Here is a 12,880-nt window from a genome sequence, read left to right on the forward strand (position 1 = left end):
GGTCACCGGGCGGGTTTCGCGGTTTCTCGGGCGTCGGAGGACTCGACGCGGCCCCGGGCCCCGCACTCGGCACAGATCCCGGAGATCTCCACGGTGTGGTCCACGTCCGCGTAGCCGTAGCGGCGCGCGGTCTCCTCCGCCCATGTCTCGACGTCCGGAGCCTCGAGTTCCACGGCCGCGCCGCACGAGCGGCACACGATGTGATGGTGGTGGTGCTCGGCCTCGCACCGGCGGTAGATGGCCTCGCCCTCGGCGTTGCGCAGCACATCCACCTGACCCAGCTCGGCCATGGACTGCAGGATCCGGTACGTGGTGGCCAGGGACACCGACTGTCCGCGATCGCGCAACAGCCGGTGCAGGTCCTGCGTGGAGATGAAGTCCTCCAACCCCTGCAGCGCGCCGGTCACGGCACGGCGCTGCTTGGTGTTGCGAACCTCCGCGGTTCCGGTGGTCTTGGTGCTCAACCCAGGTGTCCTTTCCGCGAGCGGTCGTCCGGGACATCTTAACGTGCGGCGCGGACATGCACAGGCGGCGTCGTCATGGCCGGACCGAGCCGCTAGGGTGAAGCCATGTTGCTGACCAAGTTCACCCACTCGTGCGTGCGCCTCGAGAAGGACGGCGCGGTGCTCGTGATCGACCCGGGCACGTTCTCCGAGGTCGAGGAGGCACTGCGCGGAGCGGACACGGTCCTCATCACCCACGAGCACCCGGACCACTACGACGCCGAGCGGCTGGGCGCCGCCCTTTCGGCGGATCCCGAGCTCACGGTGCATGCCCCGGGCCAGGTGATCGAGAAGCTCGCGGAGCACATCACGGACACGGACCGGTTGCACGCCGTGTCGGCGGACACCACGTTCACCGCGGGGCCGTTCTCCGTGGCCACGTACGGGGGCCAGCACGCACTGATCCACCCCCTCATCCCCACCATCGCCAACGTGGGCTACGTGATCGACGACGCCGTGTTCCACCCCGGGGACTCCTTCACTGTCCCGCACGGGCTCACCGTTCCCACGGTCCTGGTCCCGTTGCACGCCCCGTGGTCCAAGATGTCCGAGGTCATCGACTTCATCATCGCGACCCGCGCGCAGCGGGTGTACCAGATCCACGACGCGCTGCTCTCCGAGACGGGCTTCGGTGTCGTGGAGAAGCAGGTCAAGCATTTCTCGCAGGTCTACGGGACCGAGTACCGGCACCTGGACACTCGCGAGAGCGTGGAGCTCCACACCGCATGACCCATCCGGCCACCAGCCGGTTCCACCCGACGGAAAGGACATCACCGTGAGTTCAGTGTTCACCAGGATCATCGAGGGCGAACTGCCCGGCCGGTTCGTCTGGGCGGACGAGCACTGCGTGGGCTTCCTGTCCATCCAGCCCCTGTCCCAGGGCCACGTCCTGGTGGTCCCGCGCCAGGAGATCGACGCGTGGGTGGACCTACCCGTGGAGCTGGCCATGCACCTCATGAAGGTCAGCCAGTTCATCGGCAAGGCCATCGACGCCGCGTTCACGCCCAAACGGGTGGGGCTCATGATCCAGGGCTTCGAGGTGCCCCACACCCACCTGCACGTGTGGCCCACCAATTCGATCGAGGAGTTCGACTTCGCCCAGGTGGATCAGGACCCGGACCCCGCGGTCCTGGACGAGTCTGCCCGCCGGATCCGCGAGGCCCTCGAGGCCCAGGGCCACCAGGACGAGGTCCCGCAGCAGTAGCGACCGACGGCCTCGCTCACGGGTACCGGCGGCGGGTGCAATGCACCCGTCGCTGGCGGGCTTTAACCGCCGGTGTCGCTCAGCCGAGCTCGCGCAACCGCTTGCGGATCCGCTTCTCCGACACCGTGTGCGCGGTGCCCAGTTCCTGCGCGAAGAACGAGATGCGCAGTTCCTCGAGGTCCCAGCGCACGGCCCGCAGCGCAGCGGGCGTGGGTACGGTCGAGGGGACGGCGTCCACCGCGGCGCGGTACTCGGCCTCGAGATCGTGCACGGTCTGCATGGCCACGGCGTCCCGCTGCAGGTGGCCGGAGAGTTTGTCCAGGCGCACGTTGATCCCCGCGAGGTAGCGCGGCACGTGCTGCAGGGCCCGCCACCCGGTGCGGGCCACGAAGCCGGGATGGATCAAGCGGGAGAGCTGCTCGGACATGTCCTTGAACGCGGCGACCGCCCCGAGTGACCCGGGTTTCTTCAACCGTTTGCGCACGGTGTTGGACTCGGTGAGCGCGGTGGTCACGAGCGCGGTGACGGCGAAGACCGTGTCGATCAGCTCGGCGCGTACGTGCTCCGCGACCGCCCGGAACTGGTCCCGCGTGAACGGCGGCTCCTCGGGTACCAGCCGGTCGATCGCGGCGATCGTGCAATCGGTGATGAGCGCCTCGACCGAACCGTGGGGGTTCTGGGTGAAGATCAACCGTTCCTTCTGGCTCAGGTGGTCCACCACGTAGCGGTGCACGGACGGCAGGGTCCGGTGCAGCAGGGCGATCACGCCGTCGCGTTGCGCGGCGCGCTGTTCCTCCGCGTCGCTCAGGATCCGCAGGTCCACGCGGGGTGGCTGCGAAGCATCGGTGTCCCGCACCGCCACGAGTGTGGGGTATCCCGTGACCGTCTGACCCGCCACGGTCGTCTCCACGCGGCGCGGCGGATCGGGTTCGGGCCACGCCGTGAGGTCGGTGCGTTCCAGCGAGGCGGCCTGGGGTGCGCCGGATCCGGGGGAAGTCCCTGGGGCCGGTCGCGCCGAGCCCCGCTTGCCGCGACCGCGACGGGCCGCGGCGGCGTCGTCACCGGACGAGGCCGAACCCTCGGCGCTGCCCCGAGCGGCGTCGTACAGCTGGGCCGCAGCGCCCCCGAGGGACTCGGCGAGCGCCGCGCGGACCTTGGGCCGCAACCGCTGTTTGAGCTCCGTGAGGTCGTCGCCCCGGCCCAGTACCGAGTTGCGGGCGTCGCGCACCTCGAAGCGCATGCGCAGGTGGGCGGGCAGGGCCTCCGGGTGGAAGTCCGAGGCCTGGACGGGGTGGCCCCGCAACCGCCGCAGAACGGTGGCCAGGGACTCCAGGAGGGAGTCGCGGGCCGGATCGAACTCGGCGTCCAGGTGCTTCACGGCGGTGACGGCGGTGTCCGGGGCGGGCACGAAGTTGCGCCGCACGGCCTTGGGCAGCGATTTGATCAGCGCGGTCACGAGCTCCACACGCAGCCCGGGGATGTGCCATTCGAACTGCTCGGGGGCCAGTCGGTCCAGGAACAGCACGGGGACCCGCACCGTGACGCCGTCCGCGGTCTCCGCCCCGGGCGCGAATTCGTAGTCCAGGTCCAGACTCAGCTCGCCGTCCGGGGATGCCACGGTCCAGGACCGCGGGAAGGAGGCCGTGTCCAGCTCCGCGACCTCGGGCGCGATCAGGTCCTCGGGAGTGAGGTCCAGCAGGTGCTCGTCCCGCTGGCGGGCCTTCTTCCACCACGCATCGAAATGCCGCTGGGAGACAACGTCCGCGGGCACGCGCGCGTCGTAGAAGTCGAACAGCACCTGGTCGTCCACGCGCAGGTCCTTGCGGCGCATGCGGTTCTCGAGCTCCTCGACCTGGGCCAGGGCCTTGCGATTGCGCTTGACGAACGTGTGGCGGGTCTGCCAGTCGCCCTCCACGAGCGCGTGGCGGATGAACAGTTCCCGGGAGAGTTCGGGATCGATCCGGGAGAACAACACGGGCCGCTCGGACACCACGGGCAGCCCGTAGAGCGTGACCTTCTCGTACGCCATCACGGCCCCGCGGGAACGGGACCAGTGGGGTTCGGAGTAGCTGCGCTTGACGAGCTGCGGCGCGATCTCCTCGGCCCACTCGGGCCTGATCGCCGCGTTGGTGCGCGCCCACAATCGGGAGGTCTCCACGAGCTCCGCGGACACGAGCCAGTCCGGGGACGTCTTGAACAGGGCCGAGCCCGGGAAGATCGCGAACTTGGTCCCGCGCGCGCCGCGGTACTCGCGCGTGCGTTCGTCCCGCACGCCGATGTTGCTCAGCAGCCCGGACAGCAGGCTCTTGTGCACGGCCTCCTGGTGCGAGGCGACGTCGATCTCCCGGGACGCCCCGGCATCGATCCCCACCTGGCGTGCGATCTGTCGCAACTGCGCGTAGAGGTCCTGCCACTCGCGGATCCGCAGGAAGTTCAGGTACTCACGTCGGCACAGCTTGCGGAACTGGGACGAGGACAGCTCGCTCTGCTGCTCCTGCAGGTACTGCCACAGCAGACCGTAGGACAGGAAGTCGGAGGTCTTGTCGCGGAAGCGCGCGTGGAACTCGTCCGCCGCCTGGCGCTTCTCGAGCGGGCGTTCCCGCGGGTCCTGCACCGTGAGCGCGGCCGTGAGCACGAGCACCTCGCGCACGCACCCCCGGCGCTGCGACTCCACGATCATCCGGCCCAGTCGTGGGTCCACCGGCAGCGCGGCGAGCACCTCGCCCGTGCGGGTCAGCGGACCCCGCGGTCCGCTCTGCCGACCGCGGTGGCGCCCGGACCGCGAGCGCCGCCCCCGGTGCCCGTCACGCGCGGACGACGACGCCGCGTCGTCGCCCGCGTCCGCCGCGCCCGAGCGCAGGGCACCGAGTTCGCGCAGCAGCACCACGCCGTCCTTGACCGCGCGCGCATCGGGTTTCTGCACGAACGGGAACTGGGTGATGTCGTGGGGTTGCTCCACCACGCCCACCGAGATCATCTGCAGGATGACCGCGGCGAGGTTCGTGCGCAGGATCTCCGGGTCCGTGTACTCCGGCCGGGACTCGAAGTCCTCCTCGGAGTACAACCGGATGCACACGCCGTCGGACGTACGCCCCGAGCGCCCCGCGCGCTGCCGCGCCGACGCCTGGGAGATGCGCTCGATGGGCAAGCGCTGGACCTTGGTGCGCGCCGAGTACCGGGAGATCCGGGCGGTGCCCGGGTCGATCACGTACTTGATGCCCGGGACCGTGAGCGAGGTCTCGGCCACGTTGGTCGCGAGCACGATCCGGCGGTGCGAGGACGGCGCGAACACGCGGTTCTGTTCGGCCATGGACAGCCGCCCGAACAGCGGCAGGATCTGGGTCCCGGCCAGGGAGCGGTGCGAGTCGATGACCTTGTGCAGCGCGTCCTGGGCGTCCCGGATCTCACGCTCGCCCGCGAAGAACACGAGGATGTCCCCGCGGGGTTCGCGCGAGAGTTCCACGACGGCGTCGCACACGGCGTCGATCGGGTCGCGGTCCTCGTCCACGAGCCCGTCGCCGGTGTTGTCCTCGTCCTCGCCGCCGTCCCCGCTGCGCTCCTGGGCCAGTGGCCGGTAGCGGATCTCCACGGGGTAGGTGCGCCCGGAGACCTCGATGATCGGGGCGGGCTCTGGGTCGGCGTCCGGGTGCTGCGGGTCCGGCAGCACGAAGTGCTCGGCGAAGCGTTGCGGGTCGATCGTCGCGGACGTGATGACGACCTTCAGGTCCGGGCGCTGGGGGAGCAGTCGCTTGAGGTAGCCCAGCAGGAAGTCGATGTTGAGGGAGCGCTCGTGGGCCTCGTCGATGATGATCGCGTTGTAGCGCGACAGCTGCGGGTCGTGGCCGATCTCGGCCAGCAGGATGCCGTCCGTCATGAGCTTGATCCGCGAGTCCTTGCCCACCTCGGACGTGAAGCGCACCTGGTAGCCCACGGTGTCGCCCACGCGCTGCCCGAGTTCATGGGCGATGCGCTCGGCCACCGAACGCGCCGCAATCCTGCGCGGCTGGGTGTGACCGATCAGACCGCCGTCCCCCAGACCCAGCTCCAGACACATCTTGGGCAGCTGGGTGGTCTTGCCGGAACCGGTCTCACCCGCGATGACCACGACCTGGTGATCGCGGATCGCGGCCATAATGTCCTTCCGGCGCGCGCTGACGGGGAGGTCGTTCGGGTACACGATGCGGGGCTGGATGCGAGGCTCAGTCATGTCAACGGAAGAGTCTACGGGCCCCGGCGGACACGCGCCCACGGGCCGCTGCGGGAGCCCGACGACGCGCCCGATTGTCCGCACATGTGAGCTGCGTCTCTTTTTCGACCGATTGTTAGATAATATCCACTCATCATTGATCCTCGGGGAAAGGAATTACCCGTCATGAAGCGTTTACTCCCGGTCGCCGCCGTGGCCACCACCGCGGCGTTGCTGCTCACAGGTTGCGGATCCGACAACGGTGGGCAGTCCGGTGAGACCAAGAAGGTCACCGTGGGCATTTCTCAGTTCGTGGAGCACCCCTCGCTCGACGCCGCCCGCGAAGGTTTCGTGCAGGCCCTCAAGGACGGCGGCTACACGGAGGGTGAGAACCTGACCCTGGACGTGCAGAACGCCTCCGGCGACCAGGCCACCGCGACCAACATCGCCTCCAACTTCGCGTCCTCCAACGACGATCTGATCCTGGGCATCGCCACGCCGTCCGCCCAGTCCTTGGCCCAGGCCGTCACGGACAAGCCCGTCCTGTTCACCGCCGTGACCGATCCCGTGGACGCGGGGCTCGTGAACTCCATGGATGCGCCCGGCGCCAACGTCACCGGCACCACGGACATGAACCCCGTGGCCGAGCAGATCCAGCTCATCAAGAAGCTCAAGTCTGGCGCCAAGTCCGTGGGCATCATCTACAGCTCCGGTGAGACCAACTCCCAGGTGCAGGTGGACGAGGCCAAGAAGGCCGCGCAGGCCGAGGGTCTGAAGGTTGAGGAGAAGACCGTGACCACCACGGCGGAGGTGGCCCAGGCCGCCGAGTCCTTCGACACCGACTCCATCTACGTGCCCACCGACAACAAGGTCGTAGCCGGGCTCGAGGCCGTGATCTCCGCGGCGGAGGCCAAGAAGATCCCGTTGATCGCGGGTGAGGGCGACTCCGTGGAGCGCGGTGCCCTGGCAACCCAGGGGATCAACTACACGGACCTGGGTAAGCAGACCGGTGAGATGGCGGTGCGCATCCTCAAGGACGGCGCCAAGCCCGGCGAGATGGCCGTGGAGTCCCAGAAAGAGACCAAGCTCATCATCAACGCCAAGGCCGCCAAGGCCATGGGCGTGGAGGTCCCGCAGAGCCTGCGGGACCAGGCCGACCAGGTCATCGAGTAACGCCGGTGATCGCTGGAATCGAACTGGGGCTGATCTACGCGATCATGGCCCTGGGCGTGTACCTCACGTTCCGCGTGCTGGACTTCCCGGACCTGACCGTGGACCAGTCCTTCACGAGCGGGGCAGCCACCGCGGCCATGGTGATCCTGCACGGCGGCAGCCCGTGGTTTGCGACCGTCGTGGGCTTCGTGGTCGGCGCCTTCGCCGGTCTGATCACCGCGCTGTTGCACACCAAGGCGCGGATCAACGGGTTGCTCGCGGGCATCCTGACCATGACCGCCCTGTACTCCGTGAACCTGCGGCTTATGGGTGGCAAGGCGAACCTCGCGCTGTTGCGCGAGGAGACCGTCTTCACGCCCCTGCGCGAGGCCGGGCTGCAGGGGACGGTCGTGGGAGTGTTGTTGTTGTTGGCCGGTGTGCTGCTCGTGAAGCTCGCACTGGACTGGTTCCTGTACACGGACGCCGGCCTGGCCATGCAGGCCACGGGTGACAACCCGGAGATGATCCGTTCCTTCGGGGTGAATACGGACCGGCAGAAGATCCTCGGTCTGTGCCTGTCCAACGCCCTCGTGGGCTTGTCCGGTGCCCTGATCGCGCAGTACCAGGGCTTCGCGGACATCGGCATGGGCATCGGCATGATCGTCGTGGGCCTCGCCTCCGTGATCCTCGGCCAGGGCATCTTCGGCACGCGCACCGTGGTGATCGCCACGCTCGCGGTGATCCTCGGCTCGGTGCTGTACCGCCTGGTGATCACCGTGGCGCTGCAGGCGGGACTGAACCCCTCGGACATGAAGCTGATCTCCGCGGTGCTCGTGGTGATCGCGCTCGTGCTGCCGCAGCTCGGCGTGTACAAGCGGTGGAAGCGCCACCGCACCCTCAGGGCCGCGCAAGCGGTGCAGGCGGACGTGCGATCCCGCGCCCGGCGCACCGTGGACGCCGGTGTGTCCGGACGAACGGGAGCGTGATCGGATGTTGAACGTACAGGACGTGCACAAGACGTTCTTCGCCGGGACGGTCAACGAACGCGTGGCGTTGAACGGGGTGAGCCTCACGGTCAACCCCGGGGACTTCGTCACGGTCATCGGCTCCAACGGTGCGGGCAAGTCCACCCTGCTCAACACGGTGTCCGGGACGATCATCCCGGACAGCGGCCGGATCATGGTGGGGGACCGGGACGTCACGCGGCTTCCCGAACACCGCAAGGCCACGTGGATCTCCCGGGTGTTCCAGGACCCCATGAAGGGATCCTCGCCCACCCTGAGCATTGAGCAGAACATGGCCATCGCGCAGCGCCGCGGTCGCTCCCGTGGTCTCGCGCGCGGCGTCACCCGCGCCCGACGCCACGAGTTCGAGCAGGAGCTCAAGACCCTCGAACTGGGTCTGGAGCACCGGCTGGGGGCCAAGGTGGGGTTGCTGTCCGGCGGGCAACGCCAGGCGCTGTCCCTGCTCATGGCCACGTTCTCCGCACCCGAGATCTTGTTACTGGACGAGCACACGGCCGCCCTGGATCCCGAGCGTGCGCAGCACGTCACGGAGATCACCGAGCGGATCGTGAACGAGCGTCACCTGACCACGCTCATGGTCACGCACAACATGGACCAGGCCCTGCGGCTGGGCAACCGGCTCATCATGATGCACGAGGGTCGCATCCTTTTCGAGCTGGACGCGCAGCAGAAGGCCGAGGCCACCGTGGCGGATCTGCTCGCCGAGTTCCGCAAGCTGCAAGCGGCCACGGGCGAACCGGCCCTGGATGACGCTACGCTTCTGGAGACAGCTCGCAGCGCCGAACCGGCCGGTGCCCCGTCCCGGGGTGCCCCCGCCCACGGCGCCCCAACGGGTGGTTCCTCCGCTCCGGGGGTGTCACCGGAAGGCCATTGATCGTATGAAGCAGCCCCACCGCAGACAACGTTTCACGTCCGTCATCACCGCGGTGGGGCTGCTTTTGTTGTTCGTGTGTTGTTTCACCCTCCCGGAGGCACTCGTGGCCATGAGCCGGGCCGCGGCTGACCACGGGGGAGAGCCCTTGAACACTCGCGGGTGGACCATGATCGCGGTGGGTTTCGGAACCCTCGCGGTGGGTGGCTTGCTCACGATCGTGGGGGTCGTGCTGCGGCGCACGGCTCCACCCCGCCCGGTGGAGGAGGACCAACTGCTCGAAGAGCACTATGGCAGCGACTCCGTGGTCAATGAGTACGACCCACTCGAGCTGAACCCCCACCTGAGGACCCGCGAGCAGCGCCGCGGTCACCGCTGACCCGCTAGCTCGAACCACCCGCGATCCGGGTGCCGGCCCCGTAGGGCGTGGGGGTCCCCAAAATGCGAAAATGCCCTCCCCGAGGGGAGGGCATTCGTGGTGCCCGCGACAGGATTCGAACCTACGACCTTCTGCTCCGGAGGCAGACGCTCTATCCACTGAGCTACGCGGGCGTGCGGTGTCACAGGATCCGAGAACGAGGCCCGCGACGACAACTCGACGATACTACCAGGTCGCGCGGGCGCACCAATCGGCGCGGATCGAGCGGGGTGCTCCCGCGCCGTTACACTGGCACAGTGACTCCTGAAGAACTTTCCTCCGCTGTGTCCGCATGCCTGCAAGACGCCGTGGCCGCCGGTGAACTGACCCCGGTGGACGGCGCCGAACTCCCGCACGCGAAGGTGGAGCGACCCAAGAACCGTGAGCACGGGGACTGGGCCACCACCGTGGCCATGCAGGTGGCCAAGAAGGTGGGCCGTTCCCCCCGGGACGTCGCGCAGATCCTCTCCGAGCGCCTGTCGGCCGTCCCCGGTGTGAAGACGGTGGACATCGCCGGTCCGGGCTTCCTCAACGTCACGCTCGACGCCGCCGCGGCCGGTGAGCTCGCGCAGTCGATCGTGGAACAGGGGCGCGCCTTCGGGACCGCGGACACCCTGTCCGGCACGACCATCAACCTCGAGTTCGTCTCCGCGAACCCCACCGGTCCGATCCACCTGGGTGGCACGCGGTGGGCCGCCGTGGGTGACTCCCTGGCCCGGATCCTGGATTCGCAGGGTGCCTCGGTCGTGCGGGAGTACTACTTCAACGACCACGGCAACCAGATCGACCGCTTCGCCCGTTCCCTGCTGGCCCGCGCCCGCGGGGAGGCCGCCCCGGAGGACGGCTACGGCGGGCAGTACATCTCCGAGATCGCGGACGAGGTCCTGGCCCAGCACCCGGACGCCCTGGAATCCGAGGACCCGCAGGAGGTCTTCCGCGCCGCGGGCGTAGAACTGATGTTCGCCCAGATCAAATCCTCGCTGCACGATTTCGGCGTGGACTTCGACGTCTTCTTCCACGAGAACTCGCTGTTCGAGGACGGCCAGGTCGAGAAGCTGCTCGACCAGCTGCGTTCCTCGGACGCGCTGTACTTCGAGGACGGAGCGTGGTGGCTGCGCTCCACCGACCACGGGGACGACAAGGACCGCGTGGTCATCAAGTCGGACGGTCACGCCGCGTACATCGCGGGGGACATCGCCTACTTCAAGAACAAGCGGGACCGCGGTGCGGACCTGTGCATCTACATGCTCGGCGCGGACCACCACGGCTACGTGGCCCGGCTCAAGGCCGCCGCGGCCGCGCTCGGGGACTCCCCGGACGCCGTCGAGGTGCTGATCGGTCAGATGGTCAACCTGGTCAAGGACGGCACCGCGGTGCGGATGTCCAAGCGCGCGGGCACCGTGGTGACCATGGAGGACCTCGTGGAGGCCGTGGGCGTGGACGCCGCGCGGTACTCGCTGACCCGCTATTCCGTGGACTCCAACATCGACATCGATTTGGACGTGCTGACCAAGCGCTCCAACGAGAACCCGGTCTTCTACGTCCAGTACGCCCACGCACGCACGTGCGCTGTGGAACGCAACGCCCACGCCGCCGGTGTCGCGCACACGGACGAGGCCGGTGCCACCCGGTTCGACGCGTCCCTGCTCGAGCACCCGCGTGAAGCGGACCTATTGGCCGCGCTCGGACAGTACCCGTCCGTCGTCGCCCAGGCCGCGGCCCTGCGCGAACCGCACCGCGTAGCGCGCCACCTCGAGGCCCTGGCCGGGGCGTACCACCGCTGGTACGACGCCTGCCGGGTCACCCCGCAGGGCGACGACCCCGTGGCGCCCGTCCACCACACCCGCCTGTGGCTCAACGACGCCGTGCGCCAGGTCCTCGCCAACGGGCTGGACCTGCTGGGCGTCTCCGCTCCCGAAAGGATGTGATCCCATGACCGAACTCGCTCCCGCCCACCCGCTCGCCCCGGCCTGGCTGCAGGTCCCCGCGGACCCCGCGACACTGGACCCCGTGGTCTTCACGTCCCAGTACGCCCGGGATGACACGGGGTGCGTCACCGTGGATTCCGTGCCCGTGACCGAGATCGCCGCGCGCCACGGTTCCCCGAGCTACGTGGTCTCTGAACGGACCTTCCGGGACCGCGCCCGCGGTTTCCGCGAGGCGTTCGAGGCCGCCCTGAATCCTCTCGGCGTGGAACTCGAGGTCTACTACGCCTCCAAGGCCCTGCTGAACACCGCCGTGGCGCGGTGGGCCACGGAGGAGGGCCTCAATATCGACACCGCCTCCGGCGGGGAACTCGCCGTGGCACTCGCCGCGGGTGTGGCCCCGGGCCGGATCGCGTTGCACGGCAACAACAAGTCCGCGGAGGAACTCGACCGGGCCCTCGAGGTGGGCGTGGGACGCATCGTCGTGGACTCGCTCGCCGAGATCGAGCTCGTGGCACGGCTGGCCCGCGACCGCGGCACCCGCGCGCCCGTGATGATCCGCGTGACCCCGGGGGTGCACGCGTCCACGCACGAGTTCATCGCGACCGCCCACGAGGACCAGAAGTTCGGACTCTCGCTGAACCCCGTGCAGGAGGGGGAGGACTCTCCCGCACTCGTGGCCGTGGCTGCATGCGTTCACGCCTCCGATGCACTGGACCTGCGCGGGCTGCACTGCCACATCGGATCCCAGATTTTCGCGGCGGAGGGCTTCGGTCAGGCCGCCGAGCGCGTCTTCGCGCTGCGCGAGACCGTGGCCGAGCGCTGGGACGTGACGCTGCCCGAGATCGACCTGGGTGGCGGCCACGGTGTGGCGTACACCGCCGCGGACAGCCCGCGCGAGGTCGCCGCGATCGCCGCGGACCTCGCCCCGCTGCTCACCTCCGTGCTCGAGTCCTCGGACCTGCCCACCCCGCACCTGTCCTTCGAACCGGGCCGGTTCATCGCCGGACCCTCCGGGTGCACGGTCTATACGGTGGGCACCGTCAAGACGGTCACGGTCAGCCCGGGCGTGCAGCGCCGGTACGTGTCCGTGGACGGCGGCATGAGCGACAACGCCCGTCCCGTGCTCTACGACGCCGACTACACCGCTGTGCTCGCCAACCGCGTGTCCGAGGAGTCGCCCGTGCTCTCGCGCGTGGTCGGCAAGCACTGCGAGTCCGGTGACATCGTGGTCAAGGACGTCTACCTCCCCGGGGACGTCACCGCGGGTGACCTGCTCGTGGTGCCCGTGACCGGTGCGTATTGCTGGTCCCTGTCCAGCAATTACAACTGGCTGCCCCGCCCGGGGATCGTGGCGGTCGCACCGGACGGTGCCACCCGCGAGATCGTGCGCCGCGAGTCCCTCACGGATCTGCTCGCCCGCGACACCGGGGTGTGAGCCGCCCGGCGCGGTCGAGGTACGCGAGCGACGTCGCACCCCGCCACCGCGCCGGACGCCGCCCCGCCGCGCCCGCCTCGCCGCGCCCATCGGGCCGCGACCGCCCGCGGGGCGCGGCCCCACCCATTGACACGCCCCGACAGCAAGCCCCCGACAGA

10 protein-coding genes and 1 tRNA gene are annotated in these 12,880 nt (G+C 69.1%); 8 read left to right on the plus strand and 3 right to left on the minus strand.

The annotated features are described in order from the left end of the window. Positions 1-2 precede the first annotated feature (2 nt). Positions 3-464 (minus strand): Fur family transcriptional regulator, encoded by a 462-nt coding sequence (locus RF637_RS05720; RefSeq protein ID WP_064845348.1) that lies wholly within the window; start codon positions 462-464, stop codon positions 3-5. A gap of 105 nt (positions 465-569) precedes the next feature. Here RF637_RS05720 and RF637_RS05725 point away from each other — a divergent pair, with 105 nt between their 5' ends. Both RF637_RS05725 and RF637_RS05730 read left to right on the plus strand, forming a co-directional pair. Then, on the plus strand, positions 570-1,232 hold the full coding sequence (locus RF637_RS05725; RefSeq protein ID WP_144930691.1) for an MBL fold metallo-hydrolase: 663 nt from the start codon (positions 570-572) through the stop codon (positions 1,230-1,232). Positions 1,233-1,278: 46 nt separating this feature from the next. Beyond that, positions 1,279-1,707, plus strand: coding sequence for an HIT family protein (locus RF637_RS05730; protein ID WP_035964690.1), 429 nt, complete (start codon positions 1,279-1,281; stop codon positions 1,705-1,707). Between the two features lie 79 nt (positions 1,708-1,786). Here the strand turns inward: RF637_RS05730 and hrpA are convergent, their stop codons facing one another. Next, positions 1,787-5,914, minus strand: coding sequence for an ATP-dependent RNA helicase HrpA (gene hrpA, locus RF637_RS05735; RefSeq protein WP_368844366.1), 4,128 nt, complete (start codon positions 5,912-5,914; stop codon positions 1,787-1,789). 165 nt (positions 5,915-6,079) lie between these two features. On the opposite strand from hrpA, the gene RF637_RS05740 reads away from it, so the two are divergent. The 4 genes from RF637_RS05740 to RF637_RS05755 are packed head-to-tail and all read left to right on the plus strand — an operon-like array spanning position 6,080 to position 9,320. Next, on the plus strand, positions 6,080-7,066 hold the full coding sequence (locus RF637_RS05740; protein ID WP_098056156.1) for an ABC transporter substrate-binding protein: 987 nt from the start codon (positions 6,080-6,082) through the stop codon (positions 7,064-7,066). Positions 7,067-7,071: 5 nt separating this feature from the next. Continuing rightward, positions 7,072-8,031, plus strand: coding sequence for an ABC transporter permease (locus RF637_RS05745; RefSeq protein ID WP_313361902.1), 960 nt, complete (start codon positions 7,072-7,074; stop codon positions 8,029-8,031). 4 nt (positions 8,032-8,035) lie between these two features. Further along, positions 8,036-8,944 carry an ABC transporter ATP-binding protein gene (locus RF637_RS05750; protein ID WP_368844367.1) on the plus strand — a complete coding sequence of 303 codons (909 nt, stop codon included), beginning with the start codon at positions 8,036-8,038 and terminating at the stop codon, positions 8,942-8,944. Between the two features lie 4 nt (positions 8,945-8,948). Continuing rightward, the gene (locus RF637_RS05755) at positions 8,949-9,320 is read left to right on the plus strand and encodes a hypothetical protein (RefSeq protein ID WP_064845341.1); all 372 of its coding nucleotides are present in this window, start codon (positions 8,949-8,951) and stop codon (positions 9,318-9,320) included. A 97-nt stretch (positions 9,321-9,417) separates the two neighbouring features. On the opposite strand, the gene RF637_RS05760 is transcribed toward RF637_RS05755, so the two are convergent. Further along, positions 9,418-9,493: transfer RNA gene (locus RF637_RS05760), tRNA-Arg, on the minus strand. Positions 9,494-9,616: 123 nt separating this feature from the next. Here RF637_RS05760 and argS point away from each other — a divergent pair. Then, on the plus strand, positions 9,617-11,287 hold the full coding sequence (gene argS / locus RF637_RS05765; RefSeq protein WP_167318347.1) for an arginine--tRNA ligase: 1,671 nt from the start codon (positions 9,617-9,619) through the stop codon (positions 11,285-11,287). 4 nt (positions 11,288-11,291) lie between these two features. Beyond that, on the plus strand, positions 11,292-12,722 hold the full coding sequence (gene lysA / locus RF637_RS05770) for a diaminopimelate decarboxylase (protein WP_368844368.1): 1,431 nt from the start codon (positions 11,292-11,294) through the stop codon (positions 12,720-12,722). Positions 12,723-12,880: the final 158 nt, after the last annotated feature.

The sequence above is a fragment of the Kocuria sp. CPCC 204721 genome, from assembly GCF_040980945.1.
GTDB lineage: Bacteria > Actinomycetota > Actinomycetes > Actinomycetales > Micrococcaceae > Kocuria > Kocuria marina.

Bases quoted from the DNA above. Each gene is read 5' to 3' on its own strand.
- RF637_RS05725 (WP_144930691.1), top strand. From the start codon at position 570: ATGTTGCTGACCAAGTTCACCCACTCGTGCGTGCGCCTCGAGAAGGAC.
- RF637_RS05740 (WP_098056156.1), top strand. From the start codon at position 6,080: ATGAAGCGTTTACTCCCGGTCGCCGCCGTGGCCACCACCGCGGCGTTG.
- lysA (WP_368844368.1), top strand. From the start codon at position 11,292: ATGACCGAACTCGCTCCCGCCCACCCGCTCGCCCCGGCCTGGCTGCAG.
- hrpA (WP_368844366.1), bottom strand. From the start codon at position 5,914: ATGACTGAGCCTCGCATCCAGCCCCGCATCGTGTACCCGAACGACCTC.
- RF637_RS05755 (WP_064845341.1), top strand. From the start codon at position 8,949: ATGAAGCAGCCCCACCGCAGACAACGTTTCACGTCCGTCATCACCGCG.
- RF637_RS05750 (WP_368844367.1), top strand. From the start codon at position 8,036: ATGTTGAACGTACAGGACGTGCACAAGACGTTCTTCGCCGGGACGGTC.